Here is a 23259-nt window from a genome sequence, read left to right as displayed (position 1 = left end):
ATCTCCTTCGTCCCCGTGTGGGGAGGTTCGCCGGTGTGCGGTGGGGCCTGAGCTCCTGGTTGTCGCCCTGACGCCGGTCGTGTGTCTTGACACCGGTCACGTATCTGACGGACAGTCAGAAACTCTTGCCGGTACGAAACGGGAGGCCGCCGCCGTGCACCTCGCCCCCACCGTCCGCCAGCAGCACCTGCGTACCGAACTGCGCGCGTACTTCCGGGACTTGATGCCGGACGGGCCGCCCTCCGCCGGGGACGCCGCAGGCCGGCGGCGTCTGCTGCGCCGCATGGGCAGGGACGGGCTGCTCGGCCTCGGCTGGCCCGTCGAGTACGGAGGCCAGGGGCGCGGCCCCGACGAGCAGTTCGTGTTCTTCGACGAGGCGTACCGCGCGGGTGCCCCGGTCTCGATGGTGACGCTGAACACCGTCGGACCGACCCTCATGAAGTACGGCACACAGGAGCAGAAGGACCGCTTTCTGCCGGGCATCCTCAGCGGCGACATCGTCTTCGCGATCGGGTACAGCGAGCCGTCGGCTGGAACCGATCTTGCCTCGCTACGCACGCGTGCCGTGCGGGACGGGGGCGGGGACGGCGGGGACTGGCTGATCGACGGGCAGAAGATCTTCACGTCGAACGCCCAGCACGCCGACTGGATCTGGCTGGCCTGCCGCACCGATCCCGACGCGCCCAAGCACCGCGGCATCTCGATCATCCTCGTGCCGACCGACGCGCCCGGGTTCTCCTGGACGCCGATCGAGACCGTGGGCGGCCTGACGACGACGGCGACCTACTACGACGGAATACGCGTCCCGGCCTCCCACCTCGTCGGCGAGGAGAACGGCGGCTGGGGTCTCATCACCAACCAGCTCAACCACGAGCGGGTCGCGCTCGCCGCGCTCGGGATGCAGGCCGAGGACGCGTACGAGGCGGTACTGGCGGCCGCGCGGGCACCCGATCCAGTGACGGGTGAGCGGCGCATTGACGCGCCTTGGGTGCGGTCACGACTGGCCGAGGTGCATGCCCGGCTGGCGGCAACACGCCTGCTCAACTGGCGTTTGGTGGGGGATGTGGGGGCGGGCCGGCTGGCCCCTGGCGATGCCAGCGGTGTGAAGTTCGCGGGAACGGAATCGGCGGTCGAGGCGTATCGCATGTGTCAGGAGATCGCGGGGGAAGCGGGCCTGGTGCGGTCCGGATCGCCTGGCGCCTTCGGGGACGGCGAGCTGGAGCGCATGAACCGGGCGGCGCAGATCAACACCTTCGGGGGCGGGGTGAGCGAGGTGCAGCGGGAGATCGTCGCGACGATGCGGCTCGGGATGCAGAGGGGGCGGCGGTGAACGCGGCGGGCCGGGCGGATTCGGGCGGTCCCGCGGTCGACACGGCGGGCGGGGCGGATTCCGGTCGCTCCTCGGCCGAGACGGCGGCCGGCGCGGGTTCGGGTGGCCCTTCGGCCGAGACGGCGGGCGGCGTTTCGTACGAGCGGCTGAAGGCGTACGAGGGGCGGCCGGCCGCGGTCGCGGGTGTGGGCAAGGACCGGGTCAACGAGCCGATGATCAGGCACTGGTGCGAGGCGATGGGCGACACCAACCCCGCGTACGCAGGCCCGGACGCCATAGCGCCGCCGACCATGCTCCAGGCCTGGACGATGGGCGGCCTCTCCGGGCACGACGGGCGCAGCGCCGCGTACGACGAGCTGTTCGCCCTGCTGGACGGCGCGGGGTACACGTCGGTGGTCGCCACCGACTGCGAGCAGGAGTATCTGCGGCCACTGCGGCCCGGGGACGAGATCACTTTCGACGCGGTGATCGAGTCGGTGTCGGAGCGGAAGACGACCAAGCTGGGGACCGGGCACTTCGTCACGACGCGGATGGATGTCAGGGCGGACGGTGAGCTCGCCGGGACGCACCGGTTCCGGATCCTCAAGTACGCGCCGGCGGCCCGCCGGGCGACCGAAGCACGCCGGGCCGGCGAGCCGAAGCCGGGGCGGCCCCGACCGGTGATCAACCGGGACAACGCCGGCTTCTGGGAGGGCGTTGCGCAGCACCGGCTGCTGATCCAGCGCTGCCGCGCGTGCGGCACCCTGCGTTTCCCCTGGCTGCCGGGGTGCAACGCCTGCGGCGGGCAGGAGTGGGACGCGGTCGAGGCGAGCGGCGAGGGCACCGTTTTCAGTTACGTCGTGATGCACCATCCGCCCTTCCCGGCCTTCGACCCTCCGTACGCGGTGGGGCTGATCGAGTTGGCGGAGGGGGTGCGGATCGTCAGCAACGTGGTCGGCGTTCCGTACGACAAGGTGCGGATCGGGATGCCGGTGCGGCTGGAATTCCTGCGGGTGGACGACGAGTGGGAGCTACCGGTCTTCCGTGCGACCTTCTCTGCGACCGAGGATGCGGCCGGGTCGGTCGCAGGAGGGGCGGTCTGACATGGACTTCACTCCCACGCCGGAACAGGCGGCCGCCCGAGAGCTCGCCGCGCAGATCTTCGGCGACCTGTCGACGCCCGAGCGGCTGGCCGCGGCCGGCGGCGGCACCGACGCGGAGCTGTGGAAGGCCGTGTGCGCGGCGGGCCTGCCGGGCGCGGTCGAGGAGACCGGGCTGCTCGGGCTGGTACTGATGCTGGAGGAGCAGGGACGGACCACGGCCCAGGTGCCGTTCGCCGCGAGCTGTGTGTACGGGGTTCTGGCGGTGGCCGCGTACGGCACGGAGGAGCAGCGGGAGCGGCTGCTGCCCGGGCTGCGGGACGGCACGGAGGTCGCCACGGGTGCGTTGGGGCCGCGCGGAGCGATACGGGCGGCCGGGGAGGCACCGGGTCGCGGGGCGGCTGAGGGCGCCCGGGGCACCTTGAGCGGGACGGTGCCCTGGGTCCCGTGGTTGCGCGATGCCACCCATGTCCTGGTCGTCGACGCCGACGACGTCCTGTGGCTGGTGCGGGCCGCCGACGCGCTGACCGAGCCGGTCGAGCTGACCGCGCCCTGGTCGGCGGGACGGCTGACCCTGGACGGGACGCCTGCCGAGCGGCTCGGGGCCGGGCGGCCGGCGGCCGGGCGGCTCGGGGCCGGGGGGACGCAGGACCCGACACCCGGCGCCGCGTCCGCTTCCGGCGCCGCGTCCGCTTCCGGCGCCGCGTCCGCTTCCGACCCCGCCTCCGTCTCCGCGTACGCCTCCGCCTCCGTGTCCGCCTCAGCGTACGCAGACGTGCTCGCCACCGCCCGCACTGCCTTCGCCGGGCTGCAGGCCGGCGTGTGCGCGGGTTCGCTCGCGCGCGCAGTGGCGCACACCAACGCCCGCGAGCAGTTCGGCAGACCCCTCGCCGCCAAACAGGGCGTCCAACTCCGCGCCGCCGACGCGTACATGGACACCGAGGCGATACGGGTCACGGCGTACGAGGCGGCGTGGCGGCGCGACGAGGGGCTCGAGTACGCCACGCACGCCCTGACCGCCGCCTGGTGGGCCTCCGAGGCGGGCAAACGCGTCGTCCACGCGGGTCAGCATCTGCACGGCGGCGCGGGCGCCGACCTCGACCATCCCGTGCACCGGCACTTCCTGTGGGGACGGCAGCTGGACGCGTATCTGGGCCCCGGAAGCCAGGTGCTGGAGGAACTGGGCGACGTGATCGCGAAGGGAGGAGACCGCACATGAGCGCGGGCAGCACACAACCCGGTCATGCGTTCAGCCGTGGCGACGAACTGCCGCCGCTGGAGATTCCGATCACCCGCACCCTGATCGTCGCCGGAGCCATCGCGTCGCGCGACTACCAGGACGTGCACCACGATGCGGAGCTCGCCAGGGAGAAGGGCGCCCCCGACATCTTCATGAACATCCTCACCACGAATGGGCTGGTCGGGCGCTACATCACCGACCACTTCGGTCCCGCGGCCGTGCTCCGCAAGGTGGCGATACGGCTCGGGGCGCCCAACCATCCGGGGGACACCATGGTGCTGACCGGCACGGTGGAGGAGACCGACGGCGAGACCGCCGTGGTCCGCGTCGTCGGTGCCAACGGCATCGGCAGACACGTCACGGGCACGGTGGCGGTGACCCTCCCGCGCACCGTGTCCGGCCCGCAGCCGCCCGCGTACGCCGCACCCTCAGCTCCTGCTCCAGGGGGTGCGGCATGAGCCTGCGCAGACGGGACAGTCTCGGCGGACGGGCCGCGATCGCCGGGATCGGCGCCACCGAGTTCTCGAAGGACTCGGGACGCAGCGAGCTGAAGCTGGCGGTGGAGGCCGTGCGGGCGGCACTCGACGACGCCGGGCTCACCCCCGCGGACGTCGACGGCATGGTCACGTTCACCATGGACACGAGCCCGGAGATCACCGTCGCCCAGGCGGCCGGCATCGGCGAGCTGTCCTTCTTCTCCCGGATCCACTACGGAGGCGGCGCGGCCTGCGCCACCGTCCAGCAGGCCGCGCTGGCGGTCGCCACAGGGGTGGCAGAAGTCGTTGTCTGCTACCGCGCGTTCAACGAGCGATCGGGCAGGAGGTTCGGCTCCGGCGTGCAGCAGCGGGAGCCGTCGGCGGAAGGCGCGGCGCTCGGCTGGTCGCTGCCGTTCGGACTGCTCACACCCGCCTCCTGGGTGGCGATGGTGGCACAGCGCTATCTCCACGCGTATGGCCTGACTCCGGAGGCGTTCGGCCATGTCGCCGTCATGGACCGTGCGTACGCGGCGACGAACCCGGCCGCGTACTTCCACGGGAAACCGATCACGCTGGAGGACCACGCCGCGTCGCGCTGGATCGTCGAGCCCCTGCGGCTGCTCGACTGCTGCCAGGAGACGGACGGCGGCCAGGCGATCGTCGTGACGTCCGTGGAGCGCGCCCGCGATCTTCCGCAGCGGCCGGCGGTGATCGCTGCCGCGGCGCAGGGTGCCGGGCGCCGCCAGGAGCAGATGACCAGCTTCTACCACGACGACCTCACGGGACTGCCCGAGATGGGCGTGGTGGCGCGCCAGTTGTGGCGCGGCTCGGGGATGACGACCGGGGACGTGGACGTGGCGATCCTGTACGACCATTTCACGCCCTTCGTGCTGATGCAGCTGGAGGAGTTCGGCTTCTGCGTACCGGGGGAGGCGGCGGACTTCGTCGCCGAGCGACGGCTGCCGCTGAACACGCACGGCGGGCAGCTCGGCGAGGCGTATCTGCACGGGATGAACGGCATAGCGGAAGCGGTACGGCAGCTGCGCGGCACATCGGTGAACCAGATACCGGGCGCTGCCCGGGCCCTGGTCACGGCGGGTACGGGCGTGCCCACGTCGGGGCTGGTCCTGGCGGCGGACGGTTGAGGGAAGGGGTGGGCCGCACGCCCGGATCGCCGTGCGGTCCACCGGACACCCGGTGTCCGTACTGCCAGGGGATTCGCGGCTCGGTAGTGAACCCTGAGTACCACCCGTCTTCTCCTCCATCTCCAGGAGGTGGGGATGGCCTCAGCCCTACAACCTGAGCAGGACGGGCCTTCGGCACCTCCGGCCGATCCGCCGGAGGCGGGCTCGCTCCTAGCGTTGAGCCATGACCACGCCTGTCTGCACCAGCGCATCCAAGGCCGCGGGAAAGGCACACGCGGCGCACCAGGGCCAGCCGACACCGCACTTGACATATCAGGCACATCCGGTGAATCAGGGCTATCCGTCGTTCGTCTCCTTCGTCCAGGCCCGCGGCCCCGTGCTGCTGCGCACGGCACGGTCGTTGACCGGGAACCCCAACGATGCCGAGGACCTGCTGCAGACGGCGCTCACGAAGACGTACGTCGCATGGGACCGGATCGAGGACCACCGGGCCCTCGACGGCTATGTGCGGCGCGCCCTGCTCAACACGCGTACGTCGCAGTGGCGCAAGCGCAAGGTCGACGAGTTCGTGTGCGACGAGCCTCCCGAGCCGGAGGCCGTACCGGTCGGCGACCCGGCCGAGAACCAGGCGCTGCGGGACGCTATGTGGCGCGCGATCATGAAGCTTCCGGCCCGGCAGCGCGCGATGGTCGTCCTGCGGTACTACGAGGACCTCAGCGAGGTCCAGACGGCCGAGGTGCTCGGGGTCTCCGTCGGCACGGTCAAGAGCGCGGTGTCGCGGGCGCTCGGCAAGCTGCGCGAGGACCCGGAGCTCGCCCCCGTGCGCTGACCTGGCCTGATCGATCATTCCCAGGGCTAGTGACATACCGCGCGGTATGTGCGCAGAATTTGCACAACCCTTACTGCCGCGTAGGCAATGTCGCCCCCGGGAGGATGCCGTGCTGAGCACCATGCAGGACGTACCGCTGCTGATCTCGAGGATCCTGGAACACGGATCCACAGTCCACGGGACCTCCCAGGTGACCACATGGACCGGCGAAGGCGAGCCGCAGCGCCGCAGCTTCGCCGAGATCGGCGCACGGTCCGCCCAGCTCGCGCACGCCCTCCGGGACGACCTCGGCATCGCGGGCGACGACCGCGTCGCGACGCTCATGTGGAACAACGGCGATCACGTCGAGGCCTACTTCGCCATCCCCTCCATGGGCGCCGTCCTCCACACGCTCAACCTGCGCCTGCCCGCCGAACAGCTCGTGTGGATCGTCAACCACGCCGCCGACCGCGTCGTCATCGTCAACGGCTCGCTGATCCCGCTGCTTGCACCGCTCCTCCCCCACCTGCCCACGATCGAGCACGTCGTCGTCTCCGGCCCCGGCGACCGTTCCGCCCTCGACGGTGCCGCCGCCCGGGTGCACGAGTACGAGGAGCTGCTCGCCGGCAAGCCCACCGCCTTCGACTGGCCGGAGCTGGACGAACGCCAGGCCGCGGCCATGTGCTACACCTCCGGCACCACCGGCGACCCCAAGGGCGTCGTCTTCTCGCACCGTTCCGTCTATCTGCACTCCATGCAGGTCAACATGGCCCAGTCGATGGGCCTCACCGACCAGGACACCTCGCTCATCGTGGTCCCCCAGTTCCACGTCAACGCCTGGGGACTGCCGCACGCCACCTTCATGACCGGCGTCAACATGCTGATGCCGGACCGCTTCCTGCAGCCCGCACCGCTCGCCGAGATGATCGAGAGCGAGCGTCCGACGCACGCGGCCGCCGTGCCCACCATCTGGCAGGGCCTGCTCGCGGAGCTGACCGCGAAGCCGCGCGACGTCAGCTCGCTCGGGCAGGTCACCATCGGCGGCTCGGCCTGTCCGCCGTCCCTGATGGAGGCGTTCGACAAGCTGGGGATGCGGGTCTGCCACGCCTGGGGCATGACGGAGACGTCGCCGCTCGGCACGGTCGCCCGTCCCCCGGCCCACGTCGTGGGCACCGACGAGGAGTTCGCGTACCGCCTCACGCAGGGCCGATTCCCGACGAGCGTCGAGGCCCGGCTGCGCGGGCCCGACGGCGAACAGCTGCCGTGGGACGGCGAGTCGGCGGGTGAGCTGGAGGTCCGGGGCCCGTGGATCGCCGGTGCCTACTACGGCGGGGCGGCAGGCGAGCCGTTCCGGCCGGACGACAAGTTCAGCGAGGACGGCTGGCTGAAGACGGGTGACGTCGGCACGATCAGCCCTGAGGGCTACCTGACGCTCACCGACCGGGCCAAGGACGTCATCAAGTCCGGTGGCGAGTGGATCTCGTCCGTCGAGCTGGAGAACGCGCTCATGTCGCACCCGGACGTCGCGGAGGCCGCGGTCGTCGCCGTCCCGGACGACAAGTGGGGCGAACGCCCCCTCGCCACCGTGGTGCTGAAGGAGGGCGCGACCGCCGACTTCGAGACGCTGCGGTCCTTCCTCGCCGACGAGGCCAAGATCGCCAAGTGGCAGCTGCCCGAGCGCTGGACGGTCATCGGTGCGGTGCCGAAGACGAGCGTCGGGAAGTTCGACAAGAAGGTGCTGCGCAAGCAGTACGCGGACGGCGAGCTGGACGTCACGCGGATCTGACCCGGGCACAGAGTGCGGCGGGCGGGCACCTGGTGCCCGCCCGCCGCACGCCGTCTGTCCCTCAACCAGTACTCAGTTCGTGCCGATCTTCGCCAGCAGGTCCACGATGCGGGTCTGCACCTCGGCGCTGGTGGAGCGCTCCGCAAGGAACAGAACCGTCTCTCCGGCGGCGAGCCGGGGCAGTTCGGCCTGGTCGACGGCCGCGGTGTAGACGACGAGCGGAGTGCGGTTCAACTGGCCGTTCGCGCGCAGCCAGTCGACGATTCCGGCGCGCCGGCGGCGTACCTGCAGCAGGTCCATCACGATCAGGTTCGGCCGCATCTGCGCCGCCAGCGTCACCGCGTCCGCGTCGTTCTGCGCCCGCGCGACCTGCATGCCGCGCCGCTCCAGCGTCGCGGTGAGCGCGAGCGCGATCTCCGCGTGCTCCTCGATGAGCAGGACGCGCGGCGGATGCTGCTCGCTGTCGCGCGGCGCCAGGGCCTTCAGGAGTACGGCGGGGTCGGCGCCGTACGCCGCCTCGCGGGTCGCCTGGCCGAGTCCGGCGGTCACCAGCACCGGCACCTCGGCGGCGACGGCGGCCTGGCGCAGCGACTGCAGCGCGGTACGCGTGATCGGGCCGGTCAGCGGGTCGACGAAGAGAGCGGCCGGGAACGCTGCGATCTGTGCATCGACCTCCTCGCGGGAGTTCACGATCACCGGCCGGTAGCCGCGGTCGCTGAGCGCCTGCTGCGTGGGGACGTCGGGCGCGGGCCAGACGAGAAGGCGGCGCGGGTTGTCCAGCGGCTCGGGCGGCAACTCGTCGTCCATCGGCTGCGGCACGGGCTGGTCGGCGACCTCGACGGCGCCGCCGGGTCCGTCGAGCGGCTCCGGTCCCTCGTCGGCGTCCTCGTCGGGCGCCTGGATGGCGTACGAGCGGCCGCCGCCCTCCGTCGAGCCGGCCAGCCGGGACTGCGGCTGGGCGGCAGGGCCTGTCGCACCCGGGGTTCCCGGGTGCGGCCGGGCCGTTTCGGGCCGGTCGCCGCCCGGCTCGGGCGGGGTCGCGAGCTTGCGGCGGCGGCCCGAGCCCGTGGGGTGGGCGGGCGGCGGCGTCGTCTGCTGCTGGTGTGCGGGTGCCGGTTGCTGTGCGGGCAGCTGGGCGGAACGCGCGGCAGCATCCTGCGGAGAGGCCTGCCCCGGTGCCGCCGCTGCCGCCGGTCCCGCGGGTGCCGGTGCGGGTGCGCTCGCCTGCCGGGGTACCTGGGCCTGCGGCGTCTGCACGGAGGACGCGGACAGAGGCTGCGGGACCCCGGGTACGGGAGCCTGCTGGGCCCCCGGCCTGCCCTGCGAGCGCTGCTGCTCGGCGATCTCACGGCCGAACGGCACGCCCTGTCCCAGCGTGCGGACGCTGATCGCGCGCCCCTGAGTCGAGTTCCCGTCACCGGCCGGCGCCTCGGCGGGCAACGGCTGAGCTGCCCGCGGCTGGGCCCCGAGTTGCGGCGGGAGCGCGACGCCGCGGCCGCGGGTCGTCGGGCCGTTCGGCGCGCCGGCGGGCTGCCGGGCCGCGGGCTGCTCTGCGGGCGCGGCCTGTGCACGCCCCGGTTCGGCAGTGGCCTGCGCCGGTACGCCCGCGGCGGGGGTTCCGCCGTTCGGCCAGGGCTGAGCCGCGGCCGGGGAGGGCTGGGAACGCTGTGCGTCCGGGCCGGGCGGGGTGGGCCGGCCCGGCCCGCCCGGCTGGAAGGACGGGGCAGGCATCGGCTGCCCGTTGTGCGTGGCGTCGGCCGCCGGAACGGGCATGCCGGACGCGGGCGTTGCACCATTCGGCGTTGCACCGTTCGGCCAGGGCTGAGCCGTGGGTACGGAGTGGGGGCTCTGCACGGACTGGCCGTTCAGCGCCGCCTGTCCGGGCTGTCCGGGCTGTCCCGGCTGACCTGGTGGCACGGCCTGCCCGTTGAGCGCGGCCTGCGCAGACCGAGCGGGCTGCGCACCCTGAGCCTCCTGTGCCCCATGAGGCTGCTGCGCGGCCTGGCCGCGAGGAGCATTCCGGGCGGGAACACCGGACGCAGGCACCGGGACCGACGCCGGTCCGGTACCGGTACCCTCCGCCGCCCCCGGCACCGGAGGGGCCACGGGCGCCGCCCCCGGCAGTGCCCCGGGGACCGGCATCGAAACCGGCTGTCCGGGCGTGACGCCCTGCTGCCCCTGCCCCTGCCCCTGCGCTTGCGTCTGCGGCGTGTTCGGGTCCTGCTCGGCCGGAGCGGCGCGGCGGGCCCGGCGGCGTCCCGTCGGCGCCGAGGTCGGGTGGGGCTGCGGCGGCGTGTGGTCGTCAGCCGGGTCGTGGAGCGCCGTCGCGTGCTGACCGGAATCGTCATCGCTGCCCGGAGCCCGGTCGGCCTCGGCGGGCGGCAGCGCGAAGGCGGCCCGGGGCCCCTCCTGGGCCGCGGCCCGATCCGTGGCGGCCCCCAGCGCGCGCCGGGCCCGACGCCCCGCGGGCTGCCCGATACCGGAACCCGAAGTGCCGCCGCCGTTCCCGGCGGCCCCGTTCGCGCCGGGGGCGCCGGGAACACTCAGCCCGGCGGGCGGGACAGCCCCCAAGGCCTCCCCGGACCCGGACCCGGACCCGGACTCGGCGCCTGCCGACGCCGCCGGTCCCTCACCACGCGCCTCGGCTCCCTGCGCCGTCGCCTCCGCCGAGGCGGCAGGCAGAGCAGGCAGCGCCCGCTGTTCGGTGTCACGCCGCGCACGTCGGCCGGTGGGCACCGGTACGCCCTGGGGCGGCACCGCCTCACCGAGCGCCGCGGACCCTGCGGCATGCTCGGCGGCGGTCACCACGGCGCCCTCCGCAGGGCTCGGCCGCCCGCGCCGCCGCCCCGTACCACCGCCGGACGGGCCCGCAGCCTGCGCAGGCAGCTGCGGCTGTGCCGGGTCCCCGGCGTCCGCCGGCTCCTCCGCGCGCCGCCCCCGCCGACGCCCGGTCGGCGCGGCTCCGCCGTCCGCCGAGCCGGAACCGTCCGCGCCGGCCCCCTGCGCACCGGACTCACCCGGCCCGCCGGGGCTGTCCAGGAACGCGTCCACCGAGGCGCGCCGGGCCCGCCGGCGGCCACCGCCCGCGGTCGCCTGTGCGGGCACCATCGCCGTCGCGCCCGCCTGGCCCGCTTCGGCCCCGGAGGCTCCCGTACCGGACCCCGCAGCACCGGAACCGTCGGTCCCGGAGGCGGCCGCAGCCAATTCCGCGGCCGGATGCGCGGGAGCAGCGGGAACCGTCCCGGCCCCGCCCCCGATCGGCACCTCGAGGACGTACGCGCTGCCGCTCATGCCCGGCACCTCGTGCGTCTGCAGCACACCGCCGTGCGCCCGCACGATGCCCTGCACAATCGGCTGGTGCACCGGGTCCCCGCCGGAGTACGGACCCCGCACCTCGATGCGTACGACCTCGCCGCGCTGGGCCGCCGCCACGACGACCGTCGAGTCCATGTAACCGGCCGCCGAGACCGGCGCGTTGCCCGTGGCGTCGACGCCCGCGACATCGGCGACGAGATGCGCGAGTGCCGTTGCGAGCCGCTCCGGGTCGACCTCGGCCTCGAGCGGCGGGGCGTGGACGGCGAACTGTGCGCGCCCGGGGCCGATCAGCTCGATCGCCCCCTCGACACCGGCCGCCACGACCCCGTCGAGCATGACCGCGCGCCTGGCCAGCTGCTCGGCGCCCTCGTCGAGCCGCTGGTAGGCGAGGACGTTGTCGACGAGGGTGGTCATCCGGGCGTACCCGGCGGCCAGGTGGTGCAGGATCTGGTTCGCCTCGGGCCACAGCTGGCCCGCGTCGTCGGCGGCCAGCGTGGAGAGTTCGCGCCGCAGTTCCTCCAGCGGCCCGCGCAGCGATCCGCCGAGCACGGCGAGCAGCTGCTCGTGCCGCGCCGTCAGCTCCTCGAAGCGGTCCTTTTCGCGCTCGGCCAGCGCCGCGTACCGCTCCTTCTCGGCCGCGAGCTCCTCCGCATGCCGCTCCGCGATCCCGGCGAGCTCCTCGGCGTGCTCCTCCTCGGCCTGCGCGAGCTCCTCCGCGTGCTGCCGCGCCGCGGCCTCCTGCTCCTCCGCATGCTTACGGGCGGCCTCCTCCTTCTCCGCGGCGAGGGCCTCGTACGGCCTGCGGTCGGTGAAGGTCAGCACCGCGCCGACGAGCTGGTCCCCGTCCCGCACCGGCGAGGTCGTCAGATCGACCGGCACCTTGTCGCCGCTCTTGGACCAGAGCACCTGGCCGCGCACCCGGTGCTTGCGCCCGGACCTGAGCGTGTCGGCGAGCGGCGACTCCTCGTACGCGAAGGGCTCGCCGTCGGCGCGTGAGTGCAGCACCAGCGTGTGCAGGTGCTGCCCGCCGAGGTCGCTGGCCCGGTACCCGAGGATCTGCGCGGCCGCGGGATTGACGAGGACGACGCGCCCGTCGGTGTCGGTCCCGACCACGCCCTCGGCCGCGGCCCGCAGGATCATCTCGGTCTGCCGCTGCGAACGCGCCAGTTCGACCTCGGTGTCGACGGTCCCGGTGAGATCGCGTACGACGAGCATCAGCAGCTCGTCGCCGGTGTAGGCATGGCTTTCGTACGCCTGCTGGCCGTTCTCCAGGTTCGCGCTGCTGACCTCGACGGGGAACTCGCTGCCGTCGGTGCGCCGCGCGATCATCCGGGTCGGCTTGGTGCGTCCCTGCGCGTCGATCGTGTCGGGCCGCCGCATGGACCCGGGAATCAGCCGCGAGTCGAACTCGGGCAGCAGATCGAGAAGTCCGCGCCCGACGAGCGCCGTGCCAGGTGCCTCGAAGGTCCGCAGGGCGATGGTGTTGGCGTTGACGACGGTGCCGTTGGCGTTGACCAGGACGAGGGCGTCCGGCAGTGCGTCGAGTATGGCTGCGAGGCGAGCAGCGCCTCGGGATGGCCTGCTGCTCACGACGACGCTTCCTCCCTGTTACCGCACCTTGCCGACCGCTCGGGCCATCTTGCCCCGCGGCCCGCGGCGTGTCACGGGAGGGAGTCTACGGGCAGACGTTGCGCTCGCGGCGCCGGATGAGAGGGAGGTCGCACGCAGAACACTCGCAGATGCTGTGACCATGGCCCCGACCTGCCGACGCACCGGCTATATCCGGACGACTGCCTGACGACCGCACGCTTGAGCCACGACCGAGCCACGTCCGGACCACGGTCGGACACGGTCGGGTCACGGACCGGCGACGGGACCACGGCGGACCTGCCCGGCCGCCACCGGAGCGCGATGGATCTACGCCCGGACAGCCGGCAGCACCGGCACCACCGCGTCCCACCGCGCGACCTCGCACCCGTCACCCCGGTCGTACGTCGCGTCGACGGGCCTCCCGTGCCAGATGCCCGTGACGTGGGCCGTGGCCGGGCCGCCGTACTGCATGGTGCACATGGCGCCCCGCTGCCGGGGCGCGAACGGATCGCGGCCCTCCGCCGCCTGCTCGTCCAGCCGCCGGCACGCTCCGGCCGCATTCGGATGCGTACCGCCCGCCGGTCCGCACTCCAGCTCATACGTTCCATCGGCATCCCCGCCCACGCCCTGGACCGTGATCGTCAGCTGGTCCGGCGCGGTGAACAGCGGGGGCAGCGGCAGCAGGTCGGTGTCCGCGGCCGCCGTGGGCGCAGCGGACAGCGCGGCGGCGGAGGCGGCGGCCGCCGTGGCGGCGGTGAAGGCGAGACGGCGCAGCATGACGACACTCCACGGGGTTGGGTGAGCGCCGCGCACGGACTTCGGTGCGGGTACGCGCGCGGCGCACGGCTCTGCCCGTTCAACGCCCTGCGCGCCGCGACGTTGCGGTACCGCAGTGCTTTGCCCTGCGGCCTGCCTGCCTAGTACCGTGGGAACCGATTGGTGACACCCCGCCTGGCTGTGTCATCATCTGCACGCACCCACTCGCGCTTGCGCGAGCTGACTGCGCTGGAGGCGTCGCCTAGTCCGGTCTATGGCGCCGCACTGCTAATGCGGTTTGGGCCTTAAAGCCCATCGAGGGTTCAAATCCCTCCGCCTCCGCTCCTTGATCTCGAAGCCCCGGTCGTCCGACCGGGGCTTCGGGCGTTTCGGGGTCGACGATCTCGGGCCGCCGCGTGCCGCGCCATCCCAGCACCGCTCGGCCGCAGTCTGATTATTTGCCCAGGTCAGGCGGGGTGCGGGATACGGATTTCGCCTCAGGCCGCCGTTCATGTAATGTTGTTCCCGCAACGCCGACCGGGCCGAAAAGCCCGGGAGGAAGAGCGAACAACACAACAAAACACAGGCACTCGTAGCTTAACGGATAGAGCATCTGACTACGGATCAGAAGGTTGCAGGTTCGAATCCTGCCGAGTGCACACCGATCAGAGGCCCCGGAGAGATCCGAGGCCTCTTGCGTTGAGGCGTACAGGCGCACCCCCCTCGCCGGCCCGGCATGCCCGCTCGGCGAACCCGTCACCGTGGCACCATAAAATCCAGCGACAGTTGCTTAAGTCAATCAATGGACCTACCGTGAGGAATCGCGTGTATCAGATCGCCCACACGGAGGCTCGACCATGACCCATGCCCACTCCCGACCCGCCGACGACGGGGAGTCCGCAGCGCCGCGGGCCGATGCCGTCGTGGCGGTCCTGGCCTTCGGCGGGATCGTGGTATCGCTGATGCAGACCCTGGTGATCCCGATCGTCCCGGAGCTCCCAAAGCTTCTGGACGCCACGTCGTCGGACACCGCCTGGGCCGTCACCGCCACGCTGCTCGCCGCCGCCGTCGCCACACCGATGATGGGGCGCCTGGGAGACATGTACGGCAAGCGCCGCATGCTCCTGTTCAGCATGGTCATGCTGGTGGTCGGCTCGGTCGTCTGCGGTCTCAGCGAGTCCCTTGTCCCGATGATCGTCGGACGCGTGCTGCAGGGCCTCTCCTCCGGTGTCATCCCGCTCGGGATCAGCATCATGCGCGACGAGCTGCCCGCCGAACGGCTCGGCTCGGCAACCGCGATGATGAGCGCCTCGCTCGGCATCGGCGGTGCCCTCGGCCTGCCCATCGCCGCGCTCATCGCGGACAACTTCGACTGGCACGTGCTGTTCTGGTCCTCGGCCGCCCTCGGCGCCGTCGCCACCGTGCTGGTCCTGATCCTCGTACCGGAGTCCAAGGTCCGCGCCGGTGGGCGCTTCGACTTCCTCGGTGGCCTCGGCCTGTCCGCCTCGCTGGTCTGCCTGCTGCTGGCGATCTCGAAGGGTGCCGACTGGGGCTGGACCAGCGGCACGATCCTCGGCCTGTTCGCGGCCGCCGTCGTCGTCCTGCTGGTGTGGGGCTGGTGGGAGCTGCGCACCTCCGCGCCGCTGGTGGACCTGCGCACCACCGCACGCCGTCAGGTGCTGGTCACCAACCTCGCCTCGGTGGCGATGGGCTTCTCCATGTTCGCCATGTCCCTGGTCATTCCTCAGCTCGTACAGTTGCCTGAGGCGACCGGCTATGGTCTGGGCGAGTCGCTGCTCGTCGCCGGCCTGACCATGGCGCCGTCCGGCCTGGTGATGATGGCCACGGCCCCGGTGTCCGCCGCCATCTCCAAGGCCAGGGGCCCGAAGACGGCCCTGATCATCGGCGCCGTGATCGTCGCCGGCGGCTACGGCCTCAACATCCTGATGATGTCCGAGGTCTGGCACTTCATCCTGGTCTCCTGCGTCATCGGCGCCGGTATCGGATTCACCTACGGCTCGATGCCCGCGCTCATCATGGGCGCGGTTCCCGCGTCCCAGTCGGCCTCCGCCAACAGTCTCAACACCCTGATGCGGTCCCTCGGCACCTCGGTCGCGAGCGCCGTCGCCGGCGCCATCCTGGCCCAGATGACCACAACCTTCGGCTCGTTCGCCGTGCCCTCGGAGGACAGCTTCAAGGTGGTCATGGCCATCGGCGGCGGCGCTGCCCTGGTCGCCGCCCTGGTCGCCTCGTTCATCCCGCGTCAGCAGCCGGCCGCCGCCGGGGCGCAGGTCCCCGCGTCCGCGACGCCGTCCGCCGGGGAGCCAGCTATTGCCGCCGCAGTGAAGACGTCGCCGAGCCCATCGGCCGCCGCCCTGCAGTCCCAGGGTGCGCTCACACAGCGTGTGCAGCCGACGGCGGCGCCGGCCGTGGTCGCGACGGGCCAGGGTGACTCCGCGGCCGGGTCCGCCGGTGGCGGGATTCCGGTACGGGGCTTCGTCCGTGGTGCGGAGAGCGTGCCCGTGGCCGGAGCCGCGGTGACGCTGATCTCGCTCGGCGGGCGGCAGCTGGGCCGGTCGGTCGCGCACGGAGACGGCTCGTACGGGCTGGATGCGCCGGGCGCGGGCTCTTACGTCCTGATCGCCTCCGCCGACGGCTTCCAGCCGCAGGCCTCGACGATCGTCGTCGACGATGCGCCGGTCGCGTACGACATCCTGCTGAGCGGTACGAGCGGCTTGGCCGGTGTGGTGCGGTCGGCGGGCAGCGGGGTCCCGGTCGCCGGGGCCGTGGTCATCGTGACCGACGTCCGCGGTGACGTCCTGGCCACCGGGCAGACCGACGCCTTGGGCGAGTTCGCCATCTCCGACCTGGTGCCGGGCACGGCGACCCTCGCGGTCAACTCGCCCAAGCACCGGCCGCTGGCCCTGCCCGTCGAGATCGGCGGCGCCGGCACCACGCGGATAGACGTCGAGCTCCGGCCCGGTGCGCACGTGCGGGGCACAGTGCGCGGCGCGGGCGCACCGCTGAGCGACGCGCGGGTGACGCTGGTGGACGCCGCGGGCAACGTCGTCGCCACCGCGACGACGGGCATCGACGGGGCGTACGCCTTCTCCGACCTGGACAGCGGCGCGTACACGGTCATCGCGACCGGCTACCCGCCGCGGGCCGCCGCACTGACCGTCTCCGGCAGCGGTGTCGACGGCCACGACATCGAACTTACCCACACCAGCGAGTAGTTCGATCAGCACCGGCAACGACATGCTGAAGCCCCTCGGGATCATTCCGAGGGGCTTCAGGAGCGCGAGGGGGCACGCGTCGAGGTCCGGATCAGATGGATTCCTTGGAATTCGACGACCCGGAACTCGGTGATCCAGAATCCGATCCGGAATCCGATGATTCCGAAGAGGGAATGCTGACGCTGTCGGAAACCTGCTGATGGATTTCGGCCATGGCCTGCTCCTCCGTGGCAGGACCGAGGGACAGGAACTCGACGATGTGGGCGTCATCGGCGGCGATGAGGGAAGCGGCACCCACGTCCGTCTGGCTGGAGAGCTGTGCCTCCCGGGCAGGGCGGCCATCGACTTCGGTCTCCTGGCTGCTGGTGGCGGCGGCCGGGTCGGAAAGGTCCTCGTAGTTCTTGCAGATCTGCTTGATGCCCATGTCGAGGTTCTCCTGGGTGCCGGGCACGTCGTAGACGGTGAAGACAATGGCCGCAGACCCGTCATTCGTTTCCACCGAGTACTGGCGACCGGTGTAGGTCCCGCCATCGACGTAGGGTTCGGTGACTTCCTGGACCGTGGGCTCCGCGGGCAGCCGGAATGTGATTCCTGTGGGTTCATCGGTGATCTCCACCCAGTTCTCGGCAGGATCGGCGACGCCGTTGGGATCCTGACCGTCCTGCGTGGCCGTGATCGTGGTCACCGTGCCGACGTGCGGCGACGTCGCCGGGGCGGCGAAGGCGCTGGTGGGCAGCAGTACGCCTCCGGCAACCACGGCGGTCGAGGCGGCAAACATCGCAAAGCGCTGCGTCCGAATGCGGAGAGCCATAGAAATCAATTCCAATCACAGGGGAGGAAGGTTTTTTGAAAATGACCCGCTTTTGATGTGCGGGCTTCCGGCGGTCCGTTTTGAACCCATGTCCTAGTCAAGCCGCGGCGCCACATCGCGTCATGCCCCTGCTTCGCGTGACAGGAGAACTCGGGACTTGTCGGACGGCGGCTTTCCTGATAGGCGCGGGCGCCGCCGGTGACCCGGGCGCTTATCCGGGCGCTGTCAGTGGCCGGGCCTACGCTCGTGAGCGAGGGCACATGTGAGGGTGCGGCGATGCAGAGGGCGCAGGCGTGGCGATGCTCGGGGGTTCGGTGGTCAGCGGCATGGGGATCCCTCCTGCTCGAGCGAAGCCAAGAGCTTGGGGGAGGGCCCGTGCTGGTGTGGGACGGAGGGCGGAGAAGCAGGCTGACGTGGGGAAAGCGGGTGGCGTTCGCCGTCGTGGGCGGCAGCGCCCGGCGATGCGTGGGGGCGCGCGGGCACGAGTGCCCCGTACGGGCGCAGGTGCCGGGGCGGAGTACGGGGGCGCGGTGCGAGGAGTGCCGGCGGCTGGAGCGGGCGCATTCCGTGGCCGCCGACACGCTGCCGGATGATCCCCGGCCGTATGCGGTCTATCTGGCCTGGTTCGGGCCGGGCATGGTCAAGGTGGGGATCACCGCGGTCGAGCGGGGGTCCGCGCGGCTGCTCGAGCAGGGCGCGGTGGTGTTCACCTGGCTGGGGCGCGGGCCGCTGATGGCCGCGCGGCGGACCGAGGACCTGCTGCGTACGGCGCTGGGCGTGCCGGACAGGATTCCGTACGACGCCAAGCGGGCGGTGCGGGCCGCGCTGCCGGAGCCGGACGCCCGGGCGGCGGAGATCGCACAGCTGCACGCCCGTGCCGTGCGGCTCGAGGGGTGGCCGGAGTCGGTGCTGCGCGCGCCGTTCGAGGCGGTCGATCACGCCGGGGTGTTCGGGCTGGAGGGGTTGCCGCCCGCCGTGGGGGCCGTGTCCGAGCTCGTCGCCAGTGGTGTGGTGAGCGGTGAGCTGGTGGCTGCCGCCGGGCCGGATCTTCATCTGGCCACCGGGCGCGGAGTGGTCGTGCTGGACACGCGGCTCATGGCCGGATGGGAGTTGACCGGGGCAGTAGGAGATGGCGGGGGTGGACGGGGTGGATTGACGGTGCCTCTGCGGGAGTTCGGGGGTGTGCAGGACGGGTTGTTCTGAGGTCGGGCGGAGCGGGCGCCGCCCTCCGTGTGCCTGACGTCGAAGGTCAAGGATCGATCCTTTGCGGCTCCCCTTCGGAAAGTGCCTGGACGGCTGGGATCGTCCGGCGCGACAGTCTGGTCATGACCGATTCATCTGCGACGCCTTCATCCGCGACGCCTGACGTCGCCCCCGGGCCCGCTCCCCAGCCTGCCTTCGAAGTCCCGTACTACGCCGTGGTCTTCACCTCCGTCCGGACGGAGGGGGACGGCGGTTACGGCGAAACCGCCGGACGGCTGGAGGAGTTGGTGAAGGACGTCCCCGGGTTCCTGGGGATGGACACGGCGCGGACGCCTGGTGGGCTGGGCATCACCGTCGGGTACTTCCGCGACGAGGACGCCATCAAGGAGTGGCGGAGCAACATGGAGCACCGCGCCGCCCAGAAGCGCGGGCGGGAAGAGTGGTACGAGAGCTACACCCTCCACATTGCGAAAGTTGAGCGGAGTCATGGGTTCCGCACGTAGGTTGCGGAGCGCTCACCTGCGGCCGGGCTGATGCTTCGGCCGGTCGGCACGCCGCGCGGGACAGCGGTTCCCAGCTGTCCCCTGAGAGCTCCCTGTGTGCTTCTCAGAGAATTCACAGGTTCCCGAAAGCGTGCTCTCAGAGCGGCGGTTGAAGGTGTGCACCATGACCACGATCTCGCCCCAGGGGCGCACCGAACTGCTGAGGCCGGACGGGAGCCCCGTCCGCGTGCTCGTCGTGGACGACGAGCCGTCGATCACCGAGCTGCTGTCCATGGCCCTCCGCTACGAGGGCTGGCAGATCCGCACCGCGGGCGACGGAACGGGTGCGGTGCACACCGCACGCGACTTCCGGCCCGACGCCGTGGTGCTGGACATGATGCTGCCCGACATGGACGGGCTCACCGTGCTCGGCCGGCTCCGCCGTGAACTGCCCGACGTTCCGGTGCTGTTCCTGACGGCCAAGGACGCCGTCGAGGACCGTATCGCCGGGCTCACGGCGGGCGGCGACGACTACGTCACCAAGCCGTTCAGCCTCGAGGAGGTCGTGGCCCGGCTGCGCGGGCTGATCCGCCGCACCGGCGCCGCCGACCGGCGCAGCGAGTCCCTGCTGGTCGTCGGCGACCTGACCCTGGACGAGGACAGCCACGAGGTGACCCGCGGGGGCGACTCCATCCACCTCACCGCCACCGAGTTCGAGCTGCTGCGCTTCCTGATGCGCAATCCGCGCCGGGTGCTCAGCAAGGCGCAGATACTCGACCGCGTCTGGTCTTACGACTTCGGCGGCCAGGCCAACGTCGTCGAGCTCTACATCTCGTATCTCCGCAGGAAGATCGACGCCGGACGCGAGCCCATGATCCACACGCGGCGCGGCGCCGGCTATCTGATCAAGCCCGCGGCGTCATGAGCACGGCGCAGCAGCCGCGGTCGCGCAGGCTCGGGGGAAAGCCGGGGAAGCAGCGGCAGCCGCGGTCGCTGCGTACACGGCTCGTTCTCGGGTCGGTCGCGCTGATCGCCGTCGTGTGCGCGGTGATCGGAACGGTGACGACGATAGCCCTGCACACCTATCTGTACGACCAGCTGGACAATCAGGTGCGCGGCGTCGCGACCATCTCCGACCGCGGCCCCGACCCCAGCCGGCCGGGCGGGCAGGGGGCAGCGCCGGCGCCCGATCAGCCGACGGACGACCCCCTGAACTTCCTGGGAGGCCCCATCCGGGAGGACGCGGTGGCCGCTGTGGTGTCGTCGGCCGGCACCATCACCGAGGCCGCGAGGAGTGACCAGACCAGCGCCAGCAAGATCACCGAGCTGACCGATGCACAGCAGGCCGCCCTGCAGTCCGTACCGCAGGACGGTCAGGCGCACAGCGTCTACCTCCCGGGCCTGGGCGACTACCGGGTCGTCTTCTCCGACCGGAGCAGCACCCTGGTCGGCCTCCCTGAGACCGACGTCCAGGACACCATCAGCACCCTCATCGCCGTCGAGGTCAGCGTCACCGCCGCAGGCCTCGTCGCCGCGTCGATCGCCGGTGTCGTCATGGTCGGCGTCGCCCTGCGCCCTCTGCGCCGCGTCGCTGCGACCGCGACCCGGGTCTCCGAACTGCCGTTGCACAGCGGCGAGGTGGCGCTGCACGAGCGCGTCCCGGAGTCCGAGGCGGATCCGCGTACCGAGGTCGGCCAGGTGGGCGCCGCGCTCAACCGCATGCTCGACCACATCCACCACGCGCTGGACGCGCGGCAGCGCAGCGAGATGCGCGTGCGGCAGTTCGTCGCGGACGCCAGCCACGAGCTGCGTACGCCGCTCGCGTCGATCCGCGGGTACGCGGAACTGACCAGGCGCGGCCGCGAGGAGACCGGGCCCGACACGCGGCACGCCCTCGGACGGATCGAGTCCGAGGCGGCCCGGATGACGGGGCTCGTCGAGGACCTGCTGCTGCTCGCCCGGCTCGATTCCGGACGCCCGCTCTCGTACGAGAGCACTGATCTCTCTCCACTGGTCGTCGACGCCCTCAGCGACGCGCGCGCGGCCGGGCAGGACCACAAGTGGCGCCTGGAGCTGCCCGACGAGCCCGCGCTCGTGCTGGCCGACGCGCCACGGCTGCAGCAGGTGCTCGTCAACCTCCTCGCCAACGCCCGTACGCACACGCCACCCGGCACGACGGTCACCGCGCGTGTGCGCCGGCAGGGCTCCTGGGTATGCCTGGACATCGACGACGACGGGCCAGGTATCCCGCCGGACCTGCTGCCGCACGTCTTCGAGCGGTTCGCGCGCGGCGACTCCTCGCGTTCGCGCGCCTCCGGCTCCACCGGCCTGGGCCTGGCGATCGTGCAGGCCGTGGCGTCAGCGCACGGCGGCACCGTGACGGTCGACAGCGTGCCCGGACGCACGGTCTTCACCGTCCATCTGCCCGCGTGCCACGAGTCGGTTCCCTACTCACAGGCAGGCCACAGCCTCAGCACACAGGCATAACAGGGCGGTTGGCGAATCTCGGTGCCATGCGAACCGACTCTTCTTCAGGCACCTCCCCCTCCCCGGGTGCCTTGCCGGCCCGGGAGCACATCGCGGCCGGTGAGGGCGGGGTGCCGGTACTCGACGTAGTGATCCCCGTCTACAACGAGGAGAAGGACCTCCAGCCGTGTGTGGAACGGCTGCACGACCACCTCGTCCGCACCTTCCCCTACCGCTTCCGCATCACGATCGCGGACAACGCCTCCACGGACAGCACTCCGCAGGTGGCGGACTGGCTGGCATCGACGATGGAGTCGGTCCGGTACGTCCGGCTGGAGCAGAAGGGGCGCGGCAGGGCGCTGCGCACCGTCTGGTCCGCCTCGGACGCTCCGATCCTCGCCTACATGGACGTCGACCTGTCGACGGACCTCAACGCCCTCCTCCCGCTGGTCGCCCCGCTGATCTCCGGCCACTCGGACCTGGCGATCGGCTCGCGGCTCGCCCGCACCTCGCGGGTCGTGCGCGGGCCCAAGCGGGAGTTCATCAGCCGCGCGTACAACCTCATCCTCCGCGGGTCGCTGCAGGCCCGTTTCTCCGACGCCCAGTGCGGCTTCAAGGCGATCCGGCGCGATGTCGCGCAGGTGCTGCTGCCGCTCGTCGAGGACACCGGCTGGTTCTTCGACACCGAGCTGCTGGTCCTGGCCGAGCGCGCCGGGCTGCGGATCCACGAGGTGCCGGTCGACTGGGTCGACGACCCGAACTCGACCGTGCACATCGTGAAGACCGCGACCGACGACCTCAAGGGCGTGTGGCGCGTGGGCCGCGCGCTGGCCACCGGATCCCTGCCGCTGGACCGGCTCGCCCGGCCCTTCGGCGACGACCCGCGCGACCGGCAGCTGCCCGGGGTGCCGCGCGGTCTGGCCCGCCAGCTGGTCGGCTTCTGCGTGGTGGGCGTCCTCTCCACTCTCTTCTACCTGCTGCTCTACTCGCTCTGCCGCACCTTCGCCGAGCCCCAGCTCGCCAACGCGCTGGCCCTGCTGGTGTCCGCGGTCGCCAACACGGCGGCCAACCGGCGGCTCACCTTCGGAGTGCGCGGCCGCGAGCGCGCCGTACGCCATCAGGCACAGGGCCTCGTGGTCTTCGGCATCGGCCTCGCGCTGACCAGCGGCTCCCTCGCCGCGCTGGACGCCGCGACCGGCGACCCGTCGCACTCCACCGAGCTGGCGGTGCTCATCGCCGCCAACCTCGCCGCGACCGTACTGCGCTTCCTTCTCTTCCGGGCGTGGGTGTTCCCGGACCGGTGTGACGACACGCCTCCGGTGCCCCGGCCCGCGTACGACATGCACAAGGTCCCCGCCGGAGTGGGCGCGGACCATCCCTGGGACGCGACCGTGCAGCTGCACGCGGTGCGCCCGCACGACCACGATCCGAGGAACGCCCGATGACGACATCAGAGAAGCACTATCCGCCGGCGGGGCCCGCCTGGGGACCGCCGGACCCCCAGCTCATGGCCGCCCGCGGCGGCACCCTCGTACA

At 72.0% G+C, this 23259-nt stretch carries 16 protein-coding genes and 2 tRNA genes; 15 read left to right on the top strand and 3 right to left on the bottom strand.

Annotation, left to right across the window (positions count from 1 at the left end):
* Positions 1 to 154 precede the first annotated feature (154 nt).
* From STSP_RS08120 to STSP_RS08090, 7 genes are all read left to right on the top strand, one after another.
* Entirely contained in the window at positions 155 to 1330 is a 1176-nt protein-coding gene (locus STSP_RS08120) for an acyl-CoA dehydrogenase family protein (protein WP_067274016.1), read from the top strand.
* Between the two features lie 146 nt (positions 1331 to 1476).
* Positions 1477 to 2412 (top strand): bifunctional MaoC family dehydratase N-terminal/OB-fold nucleic acid binding domain-containing protein, encoded by a 936-nt coding sequence (locus STSP_RS08115; RefSeq protein ID WP_067274132.1) that lies wholly within the window; start codon positions 1477 to 1479, stop codon positions 2410 to 2412.
* Position 2413: 1 nt separating this feature from the next.
* Positions 2414 to 3628 (top strand): acyl-CoA dehydrogenase family protein, encoded by a 1215-nt coding sequence (locus STSP_RS08110; protein WP_067274013.1) that lies wholly within the window; start codon positions 2414 to 2416, stop codon positions 3626 to 3628.
* On the top strand, positions 3625 to 4107 hold the full coding sequence (locus tag STSP_RS08105; protein WP_067274010.1) for a MaoC family dehydratase: 483 nt from the start codon (positions 3625 to 3627) through the stop codon (positions 4105 to 4107). The genes STSP_RS08110 and STSP_RS08105 overlap by 4 nt, the downstream gene beginning before the upstream one ends.
* Complete coding sequence (locus tag STSP_RS08100) at positions 4104 to 5270, top strand: lipid-transfer protein (protein ID WP_067274007.1); 1167 nt, start codon at positions 4104 to 4106, stop codon at positions 5268 to 5270. Before STSP_RS08105 ends, STSP_RS08100 begins: the two co-directional genes overlap by 4 nt.
* Before the next feature lie 223 nt (positions 5271 to 5493).
* Entirely contained in the window at positions 5494 to 6099 is a 606-nt protein-coding gene (locus STSP_RS08095) for a SigE family RNA polymerase sigma factor (RefSeq protein WP_067274004.1), read from the top strand.
* A gap of 109 nt (positions 6100 to 6208) precedes the next feature.
* Positions 6209 to 7864: a long-chain fatty acid--CoA ligase gene (locus tag STSP_RS08090; RefSeq protein WP_067274002.1), complete on the top strand. Its 1656-nt coding sequence runs from the start codon at positions 6209 to 6211 to the stop codon at positions 7862 to 7864.
* 72 nt (positions 7865 to 7936) lie between these two features.
* Here the strand turns inward: STSP_RS08090 and STSP_RS08085 are convergent, their stop codons facing one another.
* Together STSP_RS08085 and STSP_RS08080 are read right to left on the bottom strand one after the other, a co-directional pair.
* Positions 7937 to 12769, bottom strand: a complete 4833-nt coding sequence (locus STSP_RS08085; RefSeq protein WP_078066978.1) for a PAS domain-containing protein — start codon at positions 12767 to 12769, stop codon at positions 7937 to 7939.
* Positions 12770 to 13096: 327 nt separating this feature from the next.
* Positions 13097 to 13546 carry an SSI family serine proteinase inhibitor gene (locus STSP_RS08080; protein ID WP_067273999.1) on the bottom strand — a complete coding sequence of 150 codons (450 nt, stop codon included), beginning with the start codon at positions 13544 to 13546 and terminating at the stop codon, positions 13097 to 13099.
* A gap of 230 nt (positions 13547 to 13776) precedes the next feature.
* Between STSP_RS08080 and STSP_RS08075 the strand changes: the two genes are divergently transcribed.
* The 3 genes from STSP_RS08075 to STSP_RS08065 all read left to right on the top strand — a co-directional run bounded on the left by STSP_RS08075 (position 13777) and on the right by STSP_RS08065 (position 16761).
* A tRNA-Ser gene (locus tag STSP_RS08075) sits at positions 13777 to 13867 on the top strand.
* A 244-nt stretch (positions 13868 to 14111) separates the two neighbouring features.
* Positions 14112 to 14184, top strand: a tRNA-Arg gene (locus STSP_RS08070).
* A 198-nt stretch (positions 14185 to 14382) separates the two neighbouring features.
* Positions 14383 to 16761 carry an MFS transporter gene (locus STSP_RS08065; protein WP_067273996.1) on the top strand — a complete coding sequence of 793 codons (2379 nt, stop codon included), beginning with the start codon at positions 14383 to 14385 and terminating at the stop codon, positions 16759 to 16761.
* 91 nt (positions 16762 to 16852) lie between these two features.
* Here STSP_RS08065 and STSP_RS08060 read toward each other — a convergent pair whose 3' ends face one another.
* Positions 16853 to 17572 carry a hypothetical protein gene (locus tag STSP_RS08060; RefSeq protein WP_157902791.1) on the bottom strand — a complete coding sequence of 240 codons (720 nt, stop codon included), beginning with the start codon at positions 17570 to 17572 and terminating at the stop codon, positions 16853 to 16855.
* Positions 17573 to 17848: 276 nt separating this feature from the next.
* On the opposite strand from STSP_RS08060, the gene STSP_RS08055 reads away from it, so the two are divergent.
* From STSP_RS08055 to STSP_RS08035, 5 genes are all read left to right on the top strand, one after another.
* Complete coding sequence (locus tag STSP_RS08055) at positions 17849 to 18775, top strand: DUF2797 domain-containing protein (protein WP_067273991.1); 927 nt, start codon at positions 17849 to 17851, stop codon at positions 18773 to 18775.
* Between the two features lie 122 nt (positions 18776 to 18897).
* Positions 18898 to 19278, top strand: a complete 381-nt coding sequence (locus STSP_RS08050; protein ID WP_067273988.1) for an antibiotic biosynthesis monooxygenase family protein — start codon at positions 18898 to 18900, stop codon at positions 19276 to 19278.
* Between the two features lie 163 nt (positions 19279 to 19441).
* Positions 19442 to 20182 carry a response regulator transcription factor gene (locus STSP_RS08045; RefSeq protein WP_067273986.1) on the top strand — a complete coding sequence of 247 codons (741 nt, stop codon included), beginning with the start codon at positions 19442 to 19444 and terminating at the stop codon, positions 20180 to 20182.
* Entirely contained in the window at positions 20179 to 21744 is a 1566-nt protein-coding gene (locus STSP_RS08040) for a sensor histidine kinase (RefSeq protein ID WP_067273984.1), read from the top strand. Before STSP_RS08045 ends, STSP_RS08040 begins: the two co-directional genes overlap by 4 nt.
* A 26-nt stretch (positions 21745 to 21770) precedes the next feature.
* Positions 21771 to 23168 carry a bifunctional glycosyltransferase family 2/GtrA family protein gene (locus STSP_RS08035; RefSeq protein ID WP_067273981.1) on the top strand — a complete coding sequence of 466 codons (1398 nt, stop codon included), beginning with the start codon at positions 21771 to 21773 and terminating at the stop codon, positions 23166 to 23168.
* Positions 23169 to 23259: the final 91 nt, after the last annotated feature.

Source organism: Streptomyces jeddahensis (genome assembly GCF_001642995.1).
Lineage (GTDB): Bacteria > Actinomycetota > Actinomycetes > Streptomycetales > Streptomycetaceae > Streptomyces > Streptomyces jeddahensis.
Note: the sequence above shows the minus strand (reverse complement) of the source record. Positions and strands in the feature narration are given on the sequence as shown.